Origin of the sequence: Hanstruepera marina, assembly GCF_019880635.1 — a bacterium.
Lineage (GTDB): Bacteria > Bacteroidota > Bacteroidia > Flavobacteriales > Flavobacteriaceae > Hanstruepera > Hanstruepera marina.
Map to the genome: position 1 here is coordinate 232,426 of NZ_JAINVX010000005.1, position 16,833 is coordinate 249,258.

At 33.5% G+C, this 16,833-nt stretch carries 15 protein-coding genes; 7 read left to right on the forward strand and 8 right to left on the reverse strand.

Annotation, left to right across the window (positions count from 1 at the left end; genetic code table 11):
- Positions 1–153: 153 nt before the first annotated feature.
- The 5 genes from bamA to K7G76_RS13525 form a co-directional block, all read right to left on the reverse strand.
- Entirely contained in the window at positions 154–2,790 is a 2,637-nt protein-coding gene (bamA, locus tag K7G76_RS13505) for an outer membrane protein assembly factor BamA (protein ID WP_223034746.1), read from the reverse strand.
- A complete protein-coding gene (locus tag K7G76_RS13510; protein WP_223034747.1) occupies positions 2,762–3,502 on the reverse strand; it encodes an isoprenyl transferase in 741 nt (246 codons plus the stop codon). Before K7G76_RS13510 ends, bamA begins: the two co-directional genes overlap by 29 nt.
- Entirely contained in the window at positions 3,503–4,195 is a 693-nt protein-coding gene (gene porG / locus K7G76_RS13515) for a type IX secretion system protein PorG (RefSeq protein ID WP_223034748.1), read from the reverse strand.
- 99 nt (positions 4,196–4,294) lie between these two features.
- The gene (locus K7G76_RS13520) at positions 4,295–5,179 is read right to left on the reverse strand and encodes an NAD kinase (RefSeq protein ID WP_223034749.1); all 885 of its coding nucleotides are present in this window, start codon (positions 5,177–5,179) and stop codon (positions 4,295–4,297) included.
- Position 5,180: 1 nt separating this feature from the next.
- Positions 5,181–5,840 (reverse strand): CBS domain-containing protein, encoded by a 660-nt coding sequence (locus K7G76_RS13525; RefSeq protein ID WP_223034750.1) that lies wholly within the window; start codon positions 5,838–5,840, stop codon positions 5,181–5,183.
- A gap of 92 nt (positions 5,841–5,932) precedes the next feature.
- On the opposite strand from K7G76_RS13525, the gene K7G76_RS13530 reads away from it, so the two are divergent.
- From K7G76_RS13530 to clpX, 6 genes are all read left to right on the forward strand, one after another.
- Positions 5,933–6,646, forward strand: coding sequence for a pyridoxine 5'-phosphate synthase (locus K7G76_RS13530; protein ID WP_223034751.1), 714 nt, complete (start codon positions 5,933–5,935; stop codon positions 6,644–6,646).
- Positions 6,646–7,410 carry an alpha/beta fold hydrolase gene (locus K7G76_RS13535; protein ID WP_223034752.1) on the forward strand — a complete coding sequence of 255 codons (765 nt, stop codon included), beginning with the start codon at positions 6,646–6,648 and terminating at the stop codon, positions 7,408–7,410. The genes K7G76_RS13530 and K7G76_RS13535 overlap by 1 nt, the downstream gene beginning before the upstream one ends.
- A gap of 38 nt (positions 7,411–7,448) precedes the next feature.
- On the forward strand, positions 7,449–7,799 hold the full coding sequence (locus tag K7G76_RS13540) for a phage holin family protein (protein ID WP_223034753.1): 351 nt from the start codon (positions 7,449–7,451) through the stop codon (positions 7,797–7,799).
- Between the two features lie 75 nt (positions 7,800–7,874).
- Positions 7,875–9,203 carry a trigger factor gene (gene tig / locus K7G76_RS13545; RefSeq protein WP_223034754.1) on the forward strand — a complete coding sequence of 443 codons (1,329 nt, stop codon included), beginning with the start codon at positions 7,875–7,877 and terminating at the stop codon, positions 9,201–9,203.
- 93 nt (positions 9,204–9,296) lie between these two features.
- Complete coding sequence (gene clpP, locus K7G76_RS13550; protein ID WP_223034755.1) at positions 9,297–9,971, forward strand: ATP-dependent Clp endopeptidase proteolytic subunit ClpP; 675 nt, start codon at positions 9,297–9,299, stop codon at positions 9,969–9,971.
- A 30-nt stretch (positions 9,972–10,001) separates the two neighbouring features.
- Positions 10,002–11,234 (forward strand): ATP-dependent Clp protease ATP-binding subunit ClpX, encoded by a 1,233-nt coding sequence (gene clpX, locus K7G76_RS13555; protein ID WP_223034756.1) that lies wholly within the window; start codon positions 10,002–10,004, stop codon positions 11,232–11,234.
- A 293-nt stretch (positions 11,235–11,527) separates the two neighbouring features.
- On the opposite strand, the gene K7G76_RS13560 is transcribed toward clpX, so the two are convergent.
- Complete coding sequence (locus tag K7G76_RS13560; protein WP_223034757.1) at positions 11,528–13,042, reverse strand: GH3 auxin-responsive promoter family protein; 1,515 nt, start codon at positions 13,040–13,042, stop codon at positions 11,528–11,530.
- A 42-nt stretch (positions 13,043–13,084) separates the two neighbouring features.
- Between K7G76_RS13560 and K7G76_RS13565 the strand changes: the two genes are divergently transcribed.
- Positions 13,085–13,879 carry a DUF2797 domain-containing protein gene (locus tag K7G76_RS13565; protein ID WP_223034758.1) on the forward strand — a complete coding sequence of 265 codons (795 nt, stop codon included), beginning with the start codon at positions 13,085–13,087 and terminating at the stop codon, positions 13,877–13,879.
- Between the two features lie 48 nt (positions 13,880–13,927).
- Here the strand turns inward: K7G76_RS13565 and rpsU are convergent, their stop codons facing one another.
- Both rpsU and K7G76_RS13575 read right to left on the reverse strand, forming a co-directional pair.
- Positions 13,928–14,122, reverse strand: a complete 195-nt coding sequence (gene rpsU / locus K7G76_RS13570) for a 30S ribosomal protein S21 (RefSeq protein ID WP_104734739.1) — start codon at positions 14,120–14,122, stop codon at positions 13,928–13,930.
- A gap of 39 nt (positions 14,123–14,161) precedes the next feature.
- Positions 14,162–16,804: an AsmA-like C-terminal region-containing protein gene (locus K7G76_RS13575; RefSeq protein WP_223034759.1), complete on the reverse strand. Its 2,643-nt coding sequence runs from the start codon at positions 16,802–16,804 to the stop codon at positions 14,162–14,164.
- Positions 16,805–16,833 lie beyond the last annotated feature (29 nt).

Consider the following 16,833-nt stretch of genomic DNA (forward strand, 5'->3'; position numbering starts at 1 on the left):
TAATTTATTGACACATAAATTCTAAAACGACAGAGCTTTATAATTATTCTGTTCATTTTGAATTAATCACTCAAAATTAAGGAAAATTAATTTTAAATAATTTAATTCAAGATTTAAATAATTAATCTGTTAACAGAAAATATCGTGCCAAAATTAAAATTGCTGTCCAATTATAAAATGTGTTTCCCAACCATTTGGTTTATTTTGACCTGGTAATGGGTCAAATCCGTAACCAAAATCAATACCTAATAACCCGAATGCTGGCATGAAAATTCTTAAGCCTGCACCAGATGATCTATATAGTGAGAACGGATTGTAATCTTGGAATTCTAAATAGGATACACCGCCTTCCATAAATCCTAATACATAAATTTTAGCCTGTTGTTTTAAACTTATAGGATAACGTAATTCTAAAGAGAATTTATTGTAAATAGTTCCACCATCATTAGTTACCCGTCCATTGTCTAATACAGGTTGTAATGATTGATTAGGATATCCGCGAAGGGCTATGGCCTCTCTACCATCTAAACTATAACTTCCTAAACCATCACCACCTAAAAAGAATCGTTCAAATGGTATTACACCTCTATATTGGTTATAGGCTCCTAAAAATCCGAATTCTAAAGCCGACCTCAATACAAGTTTGTCTACAACACGAGTATACCAATCACCCTTTAATTTAATTTTATAAAACTCTAGCCATTTATAACGTTCTTGGTCAATAATGCCCATCTGTTCATAGGCCTGTTCCCTTAATGTGTTACTACTAGTATTTGTGTAAATGTCAAAATATTCATCACGTTCTTCTAACAAGGCTTTGTAATCTACGCCATTAAATAGGGAATAAGGCGGAGATAATTTAGCTGTAACACTCCAGCTAGACCCTCCCATTGGGAATATAGGATCATTAAATGTATTATTTCTACTTAAACCAATGGTATATGCCAAGTTGTTAGAATAACCATCACCAAAAGTAAATAAGCCCGTGTTATAATTTTTTAAATTATAATGCTGAAACGATAAGGCTTGCGATAATGTAAACCAGTTATCGGGTTTAGTTAAACGTTTAGCCCAACCCACGGTTACGCCTGTAATATTAAAGCGCTTGTCTTTATCTGCTTTTCCTGTTGCTGGATCGTACAAAAACTGTTGTGAGTGAGAGAACGATGTAGAGAATTGAACTGGTTTTTTACCGCCTAACCATGGCTCAACAAACGAAAAACTATAGGTTCTAAAAAACTGGCTTACCTGCAAACGCAAGGAAAGCTTTTGGCCATCACCTCTAGGAACAGGTTTGTAAGCATCAAGATTAAAAATATTTTTAAGTGAGAAGTTGTTAAAAGATAAACCTAAAGTACCAATAAAGCCACCACCACCATAGCCACCTTGCAATTCAATTTGGCTCGAGCCTGTTTCTACTAAACCATAATCTAAATCAATTGTACCTTCATTTGGATTAGGGTTAGAAAAGTTTGTAGCTATTTGTTCGGGATCGAAATAACCTAATTGGCTTAACTCACGAATGGTTCTAACTACATTTTCCTTACTGTATAATTGGCCTGGTCGTGTGTGTAATTCACGGTAAATAACATGGTCGTTAGTAACATCGTTACCAGAAACAGAAACGTTGTTAAAGTAAACAGGTTTTCCTTCGGTAATGCGAATTTCCATATCAATTACATTACCATTTGTATTGACTTCAACTGGGCTTATGGTTGAAAATAAGTACCCGTTATTTTGGTAAGCGTTTGTAATGTCTTGCGCATCTGGACTGGAATCGTCTGCTATACGTTTTTCTAATAACACACCATTATATATATCCCCTTTGTTTATTCGCAAAATATTACGCAATTGTTGATCGGTGTATACTGTGTTACCAATAAATGTAATCTCACCAAAACGGTATTGTTCGCCTTCTTCAACACGTATATTTAAGGCTACGTTCTTTTTGTCTATATGTGAAAGGGAATCTGATATAATACGAGCATCGCGATACCCATTTTCTTTATATTTATCAATAACACTAATAAGGTCTTCTTTGTAATCTGCCTCTATGTATTTTGAACGTTTAAAGACATGGGTAATACTTTTTTGTTTTGTATTCTTCATGGCTCTTCTTAACTTTTTAGAAGGGATTACCTCATTTCCAATAAAGTTAATTTCTTTGACTTTTGCTTTTTTACCCTTGTCAATGTTAACAACCATATCTATTTGCGGTCTACCGCCAATAGTATCGTTGCGTTCAATAGTATTAATATAAACTTTGGTGTTTACAAAACCATCCTTTTTATATTTATTGGTTAAATAGTTTTTGGTAGTAGTAACTAAATTTTCGGTTACCTTAACACCGGCAACTAAATTATTTTCCTCAATAACTTCTTTCTTTTTCGATTTTTTTATGCCATTAATTTTTATGTCATGTAATTCGGGTAAATCAAAAAGTCTTATTTCAAGGTATGCAACATCGCCTTCAGTTTTTACTAAATAGATATTGATGTCGTTAAATAAATTGGACTTCCAAAGTTTCTTAATGGCGTTACTAATTTCTTCACCTGGGATAAAAACTTCTTGACCTTTTCTCAATCCAGAGTATGTAACAATAGTTTGTGCACTAAAGTGAGTGCTCCCGGAAACAGTAATGTCACCAAGAACATATTTTTTTGCATCAGGATTGGTTATGGTCTGTGCTTGAACACTGAAAGATGAAATAAATACTATAAAAGTAATAAGTAGACCTATATATGTTTTCAATGATGTTAAATTAGTTAATTTGTTCACTTGTCTTCCCAAATCGTCGTTCTCTTTTTTGATATTCTATAATAGCTTCATACAAATGTTCCTTGGTAAAATCTGGCCAAAGTACTTTTGTAAAATACAATTCCGCATAAGCAATTTGCCATAAAAGGAAATTACTTATTCGTTGTTCGCCACTTGTTCTAATAAGCAAATCAACGTCTGGTAAATTTTGCGTGTAAAGATGCTCATTTATAACCGATTCATCAATATTTTCGGGCGAAATTATATTATTTTTAACTTTAATACTTATTTTTTTAACGGTATTTATTAATTCTTCTCTAGAACCATAACTTAATGCTAGGGTTAAGCACATACGATTATTGTTTTTTGTTTTCTCAATAACCTCTAATAACTCCTTTTGTGCCTTTTGAGGAAGTTCATTTAGGCATCCAATAGCATTTAGTTTTATATCGTTTTTTTGTAAGGTTTTAATTTCTTTTTTAAGTGAGGAGACCAACAATTTCATTAAGGTTTGGACCTCTAATTTTGGTCTGTTCCAGTTTTCTGTTGAAAACGCATAGAGCGTTAAATTCTTTATGCCCAATTCAGCTGAAGATTCAACGGTTTGACGAACGGATTTAGTGCCGTTTTCGTGCCCCACAGTTCTTAACAATCCTTTTTGTTTAGCCCAACGACCGTTACCATCCATAATGATGGCAATATGCTTTGGTAAATAATCGGTATGTATATGTTCAATTAAACTCACTTAAAAAACGCAAAAGCAGGGTTTGTCACCAAAAGTATAGGTTAGGGTAATACCAGTAAACATATACCAATCGTTATTATTTGTGTTTCCAAAGCTTAATGCATCTTGTCTGCTTTCGGCATCTGGAACGCTGCCATCCAGTTCATCGGAAAATGTATATCTAGCGCCAATTTCAGCCGCTATAATAATATTGCCTATAACATTAGTTTTAAAACCAAAAACCATTGGGATTCCATAAGCAATACTCGAAGTATTTTCTGGAGTTAAAACACCTTGTCTTGAGAAAAAAAAGTTATCATGATACGCTGCTGTTATACCAGAATATAGATAAGGTGTTGCATGAACTTTTTCATCGTGCAGATCCCATTCAAAAAATGTGAATTCCAAGCCTAACGAAGCTTCAATAATTTGATTGGTAAAACTATAGTTTCGTTCAATTCGTCTTGGGTCGTCAGATTTTGAGTCCTTTCCTTCCAGTTCTGTATACATAAGTGAGAACCTAAATGAATGTCTAGAACTTCTATTCCATTTAAAAAGTGCTCCAAAGGCCGGTTTGTTAGGTGCTATATAATTGGTTGCGCCAACATCACCAATAAAATTGCTTCCACCCAATAAGACACCAACTTCATAAGTCTGAGCCAGACTAAAAACAGTTCCTAAGAAAAATAATATTAATACGGTTAAATACCTCATAAATGTTCAAAAGTTTGCAAATATAATAAATAAGATTAGCCTATAACAATTTGAATCGAATTGTATGCGATTTAAACTGTTTTTAATCAAAATTATTGTTTAATTGCGTTTGTCTTCTCCCCAAAGTAGTTTTTTTCGAAGCGTGTCTAAAAAGCTTTCGTCGAGTAATTCCACCATTTTTATAGTGAATGGAGCTTTTTTGATAGTTACAATGGTGTCGTTGGAAAGGGTTGCAATTCTCGAGTCTAACGAAACCAAAAAATTATCTTCTCTACCATTAACTTTTAATTGAATTTCTGTTGAATCTGGAATTACTAATGGTCTGGCACTTAAGTTATGTGGAGCAATAGGAGTAATAACAAAACTGTTGGTGTCAGGTGTAATAACTGGTCCGCCGCAACTTAAGGAATATCCTGTAGATCCCGTTGGTGTGGAAATTATTAAGCCATCGCTCCAATAGGAGGTTAGATATTCACCGTTTAATCGTGTTTCAACAGTAATCATAGAGGTCGTGTTCTTACGACTAACGGCAATTTCATTTAAAGCAAAGTCAAGGATATTGAAATCTTCATGTTCGGGATTTGTAGAAATAGACAATAGATTGCGTTCAGATATTTTGTATTTCTTATTAAGTATAGCCTCAATAGCTGCGACAATATCATCATTTTGAATAGTGGCTAAAAACCCTAAACGACCTGTATTTATGCCTATTATGGGTATTTCTAAATCCTTTACAAACGTAATGGCGCGAAGTATGGTTCCATCACCGCCAATACTAATAAGTAAGTCATAACTGGAATCTAAAATATCAAACGTACTGAAGGTCTCTGAGTCCAAAAGATTATTAAATAGGTTTTTGGTAGTGTTAAAAAACTGGCGTTCAATATAAACAGTAACTTTCTTTGTTTTTAAACAGTCTAATAGTACATGAAGAGATTCTTCGTTGCTTTTATGGAAAGATTGACCAAAAACGGCTATTTTCATATTACATGTTTAAATATTTATTCAAATATTCTGATCGTTCCTTAAGGCTTTGTAAATAGCTGTCCTCTTCATGTCCAGATACAACATTATAGCTATAACGTCTAAAGGTTTGCATAATGTCGTTTAGTCCTGTGTTTCCAATTTTAAGTGTTATTTGGACGATGTCATTTTCAATTTTTGAAATAAAAGCGCCTAAGAGTTTTCCGTCATTGGATTCAACAATTTGGCAAACTTCACTAAAAGAATAATCAACCAAACCTTTTTCAACAATTAAAATGCCACCTGCCTCTGCAAAAAATGGGGTTTCATTAAAAAGGCCAATAATATCGTTTAATTCATAATAACCTAAATAAACATTTTTAGGGCTTAAAACAGGCATGATGTTGGCAGAATTCATGGCAAAGGCTTCAAGTACATCCAGCCAATTTGTATTTTCTCTAACAAAAAAACCTTCAATAGCGTGTGCATATTGGTTTATGGGCTTTTCGCTATCAAAACAATGCGCATCGGTTTCAGACATACAACCCACATATGCATTGTATTCATTTTTAATTGGAATGTGCGAATAGGTTAACTGATTGAAGAGCCCTTGAATGTCGCCGACCAAGTCTGTGTTTTTTAGCGGTTTTATGTCGTTTATGATATAATCTGAAAGATTCATTTTAATAGAAAGATTGAACTTGCAAATTAATTAAAAAATACTACATTAAGCCTTAATGAGTTTGTATTTTTGTATTTCAAAAGAACTAGAGAATGACTAAATTAAGTGTTAATATAAATAAAATAGCTACCTTAAGGAATTCAAGAGGTGGAAACGAGCCTAATGTAGTGAGGTTTGCCCAAGATGTGCAGCGTTTTGGTGCAGAAGGGGTTACCATCCATCCAAGACCAGATGAGCGTCACATACGTTATCAGGATGCCTACGATTTAAAGCCTGAAGTTTACACCGAATATAATATTGAGGGAAACCCAATAAAAAAATTTATTGATATGGTTTTAGAAATAAAACCAACCCAGGTAACACTGGTTCCCGATGCTGTGGATGCCATTACCAGCAATGCAGGCTGGGATACTATTGCAAACAAAAGTTTTTTACAGGAAACTATTAAGGAGTTTAAAAGCAATGGGATTCGTACATCAATTTTTGTGGATCCTGTTTTAAAACAAATTGAAGGCGCCAAAGAAACAGGAGCCGATAGAATAGAGCTGTATACTGAAGCTTATGCACATCAATATGGATTAGGAAATAAAAATGCAGTTCAACCCTACACAGAATGTGCTGTTTTGGCCGAAAGCCTGGATGTAGGCGTTAATGCTGGCCATGATTTATCATTGGATAATATCCGTTTTTTTAAAGAAAACATTCCTAATTTATTGGAGGTATCCATTGGTCATGCTTTAATTGCAGAAAGCATCTATTTAGGAGCAGAGAATGTTGTTCAAATGTATTTAAATAAACTCAAATAATGGATTTGTACTCAAATGTTCTAGGAGAAGGTAAGCCATTTATAATATTACATGGTTTTTTGGGCATGGGCGATAATTGGAAGACTCTTGGTCAACAATTTAGTGAACAGGGTTATGAAGTGCATTTGGTGGACCAGCGTAATCATGGCAGAAGTTTTCATGATGAAAATTTTAGTTACGAAGTCATGATAACCGACTTAAAACATTATTTGGATGCTAATGGTTTAAATGACATTGTGCTTTTAGGACATTCTATGGGTGGAAAAACGGCTATGTTGTTTGCGACGCAATATCCTGAAATGGTCAATAAGTTAATTGTTGCAGATATTTCACCACGTTATTACCCTATTCATCATGAAACTATTTTGAATGGGTTAAGTAGCCTGGATTTTTCGTTACTAAAAAGTAGAGGAGCAGCGGACAAACAATTAGCCCAATATGTTTCGGACTATGGGACGCGGCAATTTTTGCTAAAAAACTTATATTGGATAGAAAAAGGGCAATTGGCACTTCGTATGAATCTAAAAGTGCTAAAGGAACAGGTATCTGAAGTTGGCGAGCCGCTACCCATGCATGCGAGATTTGTAGGGGGTACATTGTTTTTACGAGGTGATAAATCAGAATACATAGGCCATCAAGATGAAGCGATTATTAATAGCCATTTTCCTAATTCCAAAATCGTAACTATTGCAAATGCAGGGCATTGGCTGCATGCAGAAAACCCCAAAGATTTTTATAATGCTGTAATGGCATTTCTGAATTAAAATAATTCGTACCTTTTTAGAAACTAAAAACATATACCATGAGAATTATTTTAAAGGTCTTGCTTACGGCTGTAGCTGTAGTGCTATTGTCCAAATTTTTATCTGGAGTTTCAGTAGATAGTTACACAACGGCTATAATTGTAGCAGCTGTTTTGGGGTTACTCAATATTTTTGTAAAACCATTATTGGTTTTGTTTACTCTGCCTGCAACGATTTTAACATTGGGATTATTCTTATTTGTTATCAATGCATGCATCATTCTTCTTGCCGATAATTTGGTTAGTGGATTTGCAGTGAGTAGTTTCTGGACTGCTTTACTATTTAGTATCCTTTTAACCATATTGCAATCAATATTTTATTCGGTTTTAGGAGACGAGAAAACAGACTGAAATACAATACGTTAAAATACTTTGTTGGAGTGTAAAAAAGTACTACTTTTGCACTCCAATTTTTATAGTTAGAAAATGAATATTACAAGAGAAAACATTGATGCATTAAATGCTGTAGTAAAAGTAGATATTGCTAAAGAAGATTATAACGACAAAGTTGAAAAAATCTTGTCTGATTATCGTAAAACAGCTAACATTCCAGGATTTAGAAAAGGACATGTGCCAATGGGAATGGTTAAGAAACAATATGGTAAAGCTGTATTGGTTGATGAGGTAAATAAATTACTTCAAGATGCGTTAAACAAATATTTAACTGAAGAAAAGCTAGACGTTTTAGGAAATCCATTACCAAAAGTACAAGATGATTTGGATTGGGATGCTGATAAGTTATCTTTTGAATTCGAATTAGGTTTAGCACCAGAATTCGAGGTAAATTTAAAGCCAAAAAAAGCCTTTACACATTATAATATTGTAGCTGGAGATAAAATGATCAACGATCAAGTTGAAAACATCCAGAAGCAATATGGTAAGCTAATTTCTGAAAAAGAAGTAGCTAAAGAAAGTGAAATTACGGGTGTATTTAAAAACGAAGAGCGTGAAATTGAAAACACGGTAACGTTAACTTTAGATAAGTTTAAAGGCAAAGCTACTGAAAAGAAATTCATAGGTTCTAAAGTGGGTGATGTTATTGAATTAAAAACCAAAGGACTTTATGATGATGAACATGAATTAATGCATGCTTTAAAATTAACTCATGATGATGTTCACGGTTTGGATATTCCAGTAACTTTCGAAATTACAGAAATCAACACACGCGAGCTAGCTGATTTAGACCAGGAGTTATTTGATAAATTGTTTGGAAAAGGAAACGTAACTTCAGTAACTGAATTAAAAGAAAAGATAAAAGAAGATGCAGAAAAGCAATTTACACAACAATCTGATCAGAAGTTATTGAACGATGTTACAGAATATTTGGTAGATAGCACCAAGTTTGATTTGCCAACAGCTTTTTTACAAAAGTGGATGCAGACAGCTGGTGAAAATGAATTGACTGAAGAGCAAGCTAAAGAAGAATACGAGAAATCTGAAAAAAGCTTACGATACCAATTAATTGAAGGTAAATTAATTACTGATAATGATATTAAGGTAACAATGGATGATATTAAAGATCATGCTAAAAATATGATTAAAGCTCAAATGGCGCAGTTTGGCCAGATGAATCCTTCAGATAAAGAACTTGAAGATATTGCAGCACGTGTATTGTCAAACCAAGAGGAAGCACGTCGTATGTCTGAACAAATTATTAGCCAAAGGTTATTAGTACTTTACAAAGAAAAAGCTAATATTAAAACTAAAGAAATCACGTATGACGACTTCGTTAAAGAAGTTTATGGCGATAAATAAGTTGCAGACTTATAAAGAATAAATCCTTATATTTAGGCGCTGAAACACAAAAATTCAGCGCCTAATTTTTTATCAAAAATTTTAAAAAGAACTATGGATTACGCAAAAGAATTCGAGAAATTCGCAATAAAAGATCAAGGAATTAGTAGTACATATTATAACAAGATTATAAGTAGCATGTATCCTACTAATTTAACACCTAATATTATAGAAGAACGTCAAATGAACATCGCTATTTTCGATGTGTTTTCGCGTTTAATGATGGATCGTATAATCTTTCTTGGAACAGGAATCAACGATCAAGTTGCAAATATCATTCAAGCACAATTGCTATTTTTAGAGAGTACGGATTCTTCTAAAGATATTCAAATCTATATAAATTCCCCAGGAGGTAGTGTTTATGCAGGACTAGGTATTTATGATACTATGCAATTTATTAAACCAGATGTAGCGACTATTTGTACTGGTATGGCGGCTTCAATGGGAGCTGTATTATTATGTGCTGGAGAAAAAGGAAAAAGAAGTGGTTTAACACATTCGCGAGTTATGATTCATCAACCGTTGGGAGGTGCACAAGGTCAAGCTAGTGACATTGAAATTACAGCCAGAGAAATCCTTATCTTAAAAGAAGAATTATATAAAATAATAAGTAAGCATTCAGGTCAGGACTACGACAAAGTGTATGCCGATAGTGATCGTGATTATTGGATGAAGGCTGATAAAGCCAAGGAATACGGAATGATTGACGAAATATTAGTACGTAGTTAATCGTTATAAACAAGAATAGAAAGCTATATTATGGCAAAAGAGGATTTAGAATGTTCATTTTGTGGTAGGAAAAAGCCGGAAACCAATCTGTTAATAGCAGGTTTGGATGCACATATTTGTGATAGGTGTATCGAGCAAGCTCATGGCATTGTTTTAGAGGAGTCTAAACAATCAGATAACAGTGATCTTTCGGCAGAATTAATGCTGCGTAAACCACAAAAAATCAAATCGTTTTTAGATGAGTATATCATTGGGCAGGAGACCACCAAGAAGGTGATGTCTGTTGCTGTTTACAATCACTACAAACGTTTATTGCAACCGCCTTCTGATGATGATATTGAAATTCAAAAGAGTAACATCATTATGGTTGGTCAAACTGGAACGGGTAAGACCTTGATGGCTAAAACAATCGCTAAAATGTTGAATGTACCTTTGGCTATTGTTGATGCAACAGTTTTAACCGAAGCGGGTTATGTTGGTGAAGATGTTGAAAGTATATTAACGCGCCTATTACAGGCTGCAGATTATAATTTGGAGAAAGCTGAAAAGGGTATTGTATTTATTGATGAAATAGATAAAATAGCTCGAAAAAGTGATAATCCTTCTATAACAAGAGACGTTTCTGGTGAAGGTGTGCAGCAGGCTTTATTAAAACTTTTGGAAGGAACAACAGTGAATGTGCCGCCTAAAGGGGGTAGAAAACATCCTGATCAAAAATTTATTGAGGTCAACACCGAAAATATATTATTTATTGCTGGTGGTGCTTTTGATGGTATTGAAAAAGTGATTTCAAAACGCTTAAATATGCAAGCAGTTGGTTATAGTGCTTCAATGTCTGATGAGCGCGTAGACCAAGCCAATTTATTGCAGTATATTATTCCAAAGGATTTAAAGGACTTTGGATTAATTCCTGAAATTATTGGTCGATTACCTGTGCTAACTTACATGAACCCGTTAGATGCAAAAACCCTTCGTGCTATTCTAACCGAGCCTAAAAATGCTATTATTAAGCAATACAAAAAGTTGTTTGAAATGGACGATATTGAGTTTAGTATTACCGATGGGGCTTTGGACTTTATTGTAGATAAAGCCATTGAGTATAAGTTAGGAGCACGTGGGTTACGATCTCTATGTGAAGAAATTTTAACCGATGCTATGTTTGAAATGCCTGGAAGTAATGAAAAAGAACTTAAGGTAACCAAAGTATATGCCGAAGATAAAATTACTAAAACCACTTTAAAGAAATTAAAAGCGGTTTCGTAATTAGTATAAAATAAATGATTTTAAAAAAGCCTTTCAAATATTGAAAGGCTTTTTTGGTTTTATTGAGTAGCTAAAATAAAAAAAACCACCCTTAATTGGAGTGGTTAATTTCATCGTTTTAATGGATGTTAATTAATAATTTAACATTATGAAAAATTATCTAGTTTTGATTAATAGCTCTGTAAAACTATATTTTTTTGTTTAAGAAAAAAACTCTTGATTAGGTTTTTAGATTAATGTCTTAATAAACACGTTTATTGAAGATTTTTTGTAAATTTTATCGATAATTCGCGTTAGGAATTCAATTCTAAAAGATCATCTAAATAATCTCTGGAATTTGATAACCTTGGTACTTTATGCTGGCCGCCTAATTTATTGTTTGCTTTTAACCAATCATAAAACAGCCTTTCACGAGCTATGTGGATAGTAGGTTTGTTAAGGGTCATATTGTTATAACGCTTGGCTTCGTAATCAGAATTTAAGGCTTTTAATGCATTGTCAAATAGCTCATTAAAATAGTCAATATCATTTGGAGGCGTTTTAAATTCTATTAGCCATTCATGCGCGCCTTTTTCTTTGCCACTCATAAATATAGGAGCAGCTGTATAGTCTACAATTTCAGCTTTGGTTTTTTTACAAACTTTTTTTAAGGCATCCTCGGCATTTTCTATAATGAGTTCTTCGCCAAATGCATTGATATGATGTTTGGTGCGGCCTGAAATTTTAATGCGATAAGGGCTTATTGATGTAAATCTAATGGTGTCACCAATCTTGTAACGCCACAAGCCAGCATTGGTTGTAATAATTACAGCGTAGTTTTTATTGGTTTCAACTTCACTTAAAGGAATAACTTTTTCGTTTGTTGTACCATAAGTGTCCATCGGAATGAATTCGTAAAAAATGCCATAATCCAACATCAGTAATAATTCACTCGATTTGTTTTGGTCTTGAATAGCAAAAAATCCTTCAGAAGCATTGTAAATTTCATAATACCTAAAGTCTGATTTTGGTAATATGTTTTTGTACTGGTCAACGTAGGGTAAAAAACTTACGCCACCATGGAAATAAACTTCTAGGTTTGGCCAAACATCAAATAAATTCTTTTTTCCTGTAGTTTCTAAAACATTGTTGAGTAATACAAGCATCCAAGATGGTACACCAGCAAGGCTTGTTACATTCTCTTGAATGGTTTCGTCAACTATGGCCTGCATTTTTTCTTCCCAGTTACTCATAAGAGAAACCTTACTACTTGGTGTGCTGCTAAACTCGGCCCAAAAAGGCATATTGTCAATAAGGATAGCAGATAAGTCGCCAAACACCGTGCCGTTCTCTTTATAGAGTTCTTTGCTTCCGCCAAGGCGTAGACTTTTCCCAGTGAACAACTGTGAGTTTTCATTGTTATTCAAATACATACAAAGTAGATCCTTACTGGCAGCATAATGGCAATCTTCTAAAGAGTCTTCGCTCACGGGAATAAACTTACTTTTGGCATTTGTCGTACCACTAGATTTAGCGAACCACTTTATGGGTTGCGGCCAAAAAATATTGTTTTCACCTAACCGAGAACGCTCAATGAGTTGATGGTAATCTTCGTAAGCTGAAATAGGTACTCTTTCTGCAAACGTTTGATAGTTGGTTATAGATTCAAAGCCGTATTTTTTGCCAATTTCGGTATCCTTTGCCTTAATCAATAAGTTTGTAAGCAATTCTTCTTGTACCTCATTTGGGTATTTTAAAAATAAATCGATTTGATGAAACCGTTTTTTTAAAAACCATGAAGCAATGGAATTTACTATAGGAATTGGCATATTTGCAGTATATTTAAAAAACTAAAAATAATACTTTTTTTTATGACCTACCAAGGTGTTTTAACAAAAATGGAAACTGAATTTGCAGACCCTATTCAGTACTATTTGGTGTTTGAAAACGATTTTATAAATATAAATCAACTGTTGGATAAAAGAATTGAAATAGAATTTGTTGGCTATCAATGTTTAAACTGTGGTTTAAACAAACCTATTTACAGACAGGGCTTTTGTAAAAGTTGTTTTTATGATATTCCCCAGGCGGCCGATTGGATTATGCGCCCTGAATTAAGTACAGCACATTTAGATAAGGAAGATCGTGATTTAGAGTATGAGAAAAAAGTTCAGTTGCAACCCCATATAGTGTATTTGGCCAATAGTAGCAATGTTAAAGTTGGTGTTACCAGAAAAAGCCAAGTTCCTACTCGTTGGATTGACCAAGGTGCTCATGAGGCTATTGAAATTGTTGAAGTTCCCAATAGGTATCTAGCAGGAATAACAGAGGTTGCACTTAAAAACCACGTTAGCGATAAAACCAATTGGCGTAGTATGTTAAAGAATGACATTCAAGACGAAAATTTGGTTGAATGGCGTGAGCGCTTAAAATCATATATCCCAAAAGAAGCTATCGATTATTACATTGCCAACAATACAGAGACTAATTTGAGCTTTCCGGTTGAGAAATACCCTGAAAAACCAAAAAGTTTAAATATTGTAAAAACAAAAACTTACACGGGAAAATTGGTTGGTATAAAAGGGCAATATTTAATTTTTGAGGACGAAACGGTTTTTAATATTCGCTCTAATGAAGGATTGGTTGTAGTAATTAAAATACTATAAAAAAAACACGCTTCAAGAGCGTGTTTTGTGTTATATATTTAAATAAGCTTATATGTCTTCAGCGTCTCTTAAGCCTTGGATATAAGCTGCTTTTTGAATTTCACGTCTACGTTTAACAGAAGGTTTTGTAAAAAATTGTTTTTCTCTTAAGTTCTGCATTACCTTAACGTTTCTATGCTTACGCTTATAACGCTTTAATGCACGTTCTATATTTTCACCTTCTTTAATTTCTATTCTTAACATAATTCGTTTTAAATTTTAAGGATGACAAAGGTAACACTATTATTTTAAATTAACAGTATCTTTCTTTTGTTTATTCTTGTTTAACAAGCCGCCAAGTATGTTTTTAATAGTTTGTTCTGTGCTTGGCGTTGTTGTTTCTGTGGTGTCAGTTTGAACATTTGTTGAGTCATTGGGAGTAGTACCCCCAGAATTACCACTCATAATACCACCTAAAATATCTTTAATAGTGTCTCCCCCTTGGTTCAGTAGCTTTTGCTTTTGAATTTCGACCAATTGTTGCATGAGCTTGGAAACACCTGAGCTTAAATCTGTGCTTACTTTAGGGTTATTAAAAGAACCTGTAAGATTAGCTGAAACCGGAATAGTGATTTTATTAACTTCTGGATCATCAATTTTACCAATTAAGCGATTGACGTCACTACCCAAATATTTAGCAGGAACGTTAAAAATCACATCATAATCCATGGTTTTATCAAATCCATGACTACCAGCTATTGCAATGTCAATATCTTTATATTTCAGATAGAATGGTTTGATGTTAACCTTGCCATTTTCGAATGTTAAGCTAGTTTTTAAGTCGCGCAAATCTAATTGATTGAAATCAATAAAATCTAAATTAGTTTCCAGTGCATTAAGTAATTTGCTGCTTTCAGCATTGAGTTCTCTTGTTAACACTTCAGCAAAGGCGTCACCAGAAACAGATTGTAAATTTGGAGAGAATGATTCGTTTAAATTTCCTTTAAGGTTAATTGTTGTATTCAATTTTCCTTCTAGTACTTTAGCAATTGGAGCTATATTTTGTAATAAATCTAAATCTTTAAACGATTGTGCAATATCAAACCCATCAGCACCTAAATTGATATTAAAAATAGGCGTGTCGTCTTGAGTTGATACATCTCCGTTTATCGTCATTTTACCATCAAATATATCTGATGTCATATTGTTCAGTTGTGCACGCTGGTCTTTAATAATCAATGTGCCTACAACATTCTTTAGGTTAAGATTGTCATATACAACGGTTTTGGCATTAGCATTTATGGTGCAGTCAAGAAACTCAGGGATTTTCAACGATTCGCTATCTGCTGTTGTTTTATTGGTTTTTTTTGTGTCTTCATCAGCTTCCATAAAATCGCTGATTAAAAATTGTTGTGAAGTAACATTAAAATTACCCTGTAATTTTTTGTCGCTTAATAGATAACCCAATAAGTTATTTATGGTTCCTGTTGCAGCTAAATCACTATTTCCTGTTACGGCATTAAAATTATTTAATGAAACGGTACCAGGTTTAAATGTCATGTCGGCTTTAGAGATTTTAATAGGATTTACAATATCTTCGGATGAATATGTGAAATCAGTAACCGAAGCTATCCCCGTGTTTTTTATTCTGCTATAAGCATTGGTCTCAACAGCATTCATGTCAAAAGCAGTGTTTAGTTTTGCTTTTAAAACACCACTTAACTGCTTTTCCAATTTAATGGGATAGGCTTGGGAAATATTGCCCAAATTTAAAACGCCATCAATATCCATATTGACTAGTATATTGTCTGTAATGTTTTTAAGTGTGCCTGATGCTTTAAAGACATCTTCTTCAATTTTAAAATTTAAAGTGTTAATATCTAAATAGGTTTCCTTTGAATTTCCTGTTGTGTTCTTTAAGGCTACATCAATATTGATGCTTTCAACCCGTTTTGGTAAATCAGGATACTTAAATGAGGCATTGTTGGAATTGACTTGAATATCTAGGTTTGGTATTGTGTTTTCAGAAATTTCACCTTTAATCAATCCGTTAATTTTAAAATCACCAGTGGTTTCTACTGCTTCAATATCTTTAGAATAGGCTTTGGGTATAACGGCCAAAAAATCTTTGAAAGAGGCTCCTGGATTCTCAAAAGTAATATCAATTAGTTGGCCGTTTTCAATTTGCTGTACAAATCCATCAAAGGTGATAGGTAATTGGTTTATAAGGCCTTTATTTTCCTTAAAAGTGTATTTGTTGTTGTTTAAATCCAGATCAATTAAAGCATCCAGTTTTAAAGTGTTGTTGTCTAAATAACTTGTGCTATCTATGCTTAAACTAATTCGTGCTTCAGATTCTGTGTCTAATTCAGAAACGTTGCCCGAAAATGTGCCTTTGCCTTTATGGTTGAATTCTGTAATGAAAAAAGTGGTTTTTGATGTTTCGTCAATATAAGTTAAAGCACTGTTTTTAATAGCGTAATCTTGCACATCAAATGTGAAACCTTTTGAATCACTATTGCCTGTATCAGGTGTTTCAGATTCTTTTAATATGTCATAATTAACATCACCAAGTTTATTGGTTTTAAGGGTTAGGAGTGTTTCGTCTAAATCTATGGTGTTGATAGTTAGTGGCTCATCACTTGAACTTTTAAAAACCTCTTTAATGGGCAACGAAAGGGATATGGATTTTGATGTGGCCAAGGTTTCACCTTCAAAAGGTTTAAAATTGGTAATAACCAAATCGTTGATCTCTACTTGAGCATTCGGGAAGCTTCTTATAAAGCTTAAGTTAACTGAACTGAATGATACTTTGGCATTTAAGTTTTCATCGGCATAGCGTTGTACAATTTTTTCAATTTGTGACTGAAAGGCAAACGGGAGCGCCAAAAAGAGTAAAAGAATAATAAGTAAAGTAATTCCAATAATTTTGAATACTTTTTTCATAAATAATAGTGTGATTGGTTTTATAGATA

Coding starts and splice junctions, on each gene's coding strand:
- K7G76_RS13565 (WP_223034758.1), top strand. CDS start 13,085: ATGACCTACCAAGGTGTTTTAACAAAAATGGAAACTGAATTTGCAGAC.
- tig (WP_223034754.1), top strand. CDS start 7,875: ATGAATATTACAAGAGAAAACATTGATGCATTAAATGCTGTAGTAAAA.
- K7G76_RS13540 (WP_223034753.1), top strand. CDS start 7,449: ATGAGAATTATTTTAAAGGTCTTGCTTACGGCTGTAGCTGTAGTGCTA.
- K7G76_RS13530 (WP_223034751.1), top strand. CDS start 5,933: ATGACTAAATTAAGTGTTAATATAAATAAAATAGCTACCTTAAGGAAT.
- K7G76_RS13520 (WP_223034749.1), bottom strand. CDS start 5,179: ATGAAAATAGCCGTTTTTGGTCAATCTTTCCATAAAAGCAACGAAGAA.
- K7G76_RS13560 (WP_223034757.1), bottom strand. CDS start 13,042: ATGCCAATTCCTATAGTAAATTCCATTGCTTCATGGTTTTTAAAAAAA.
- clpP (WP_223034755.1), top strand. CDS start 9,297: ATGGATTACGCAAAAGAATTCGAGAAATTCGCAATAAAAGATCAAGGA.
- rpsU (WP_104734739.1), bottom strand. CDS start 14,122: ATGTTAAGAATAGAAATTAAAGAAGGTGAAAATATAGAACGTGCATTA.
- clpX (WP_223034756.1), top strand. CDS start 10,002: ATGGCAAAAGAGGATTTAGAATGTTCATTTTGTGGTAGGAAAAAGCCG.
- K7G76_RS13575 (WP_223034759.1), bottom strand. CDS start 16,804: ATGAAAAAAGTATTCAAAATTATTGGAATTACTTTACTTATTATTCTT.
- K7G76_RS13525 (WP_223034750.1), bottom strand. CDS start 5,840: ATGAATCTTTCAGATTATATCATAAACGACATAAAACCGCTAAAAAAC.
- porG (WP_223034748.1), bottom strand. CDS start 4,195: ATGAGGTATTTAACCGTATTAATATTATTTTTCTTAGGAACTGTTTTT.
- K7G76_RS13535 (WP_223034752.1), top strand. CDS start 6,646: ATGGATTTGTACTCAAATGTTCTAGGAGAAGGTAAGCCATTTATAATA.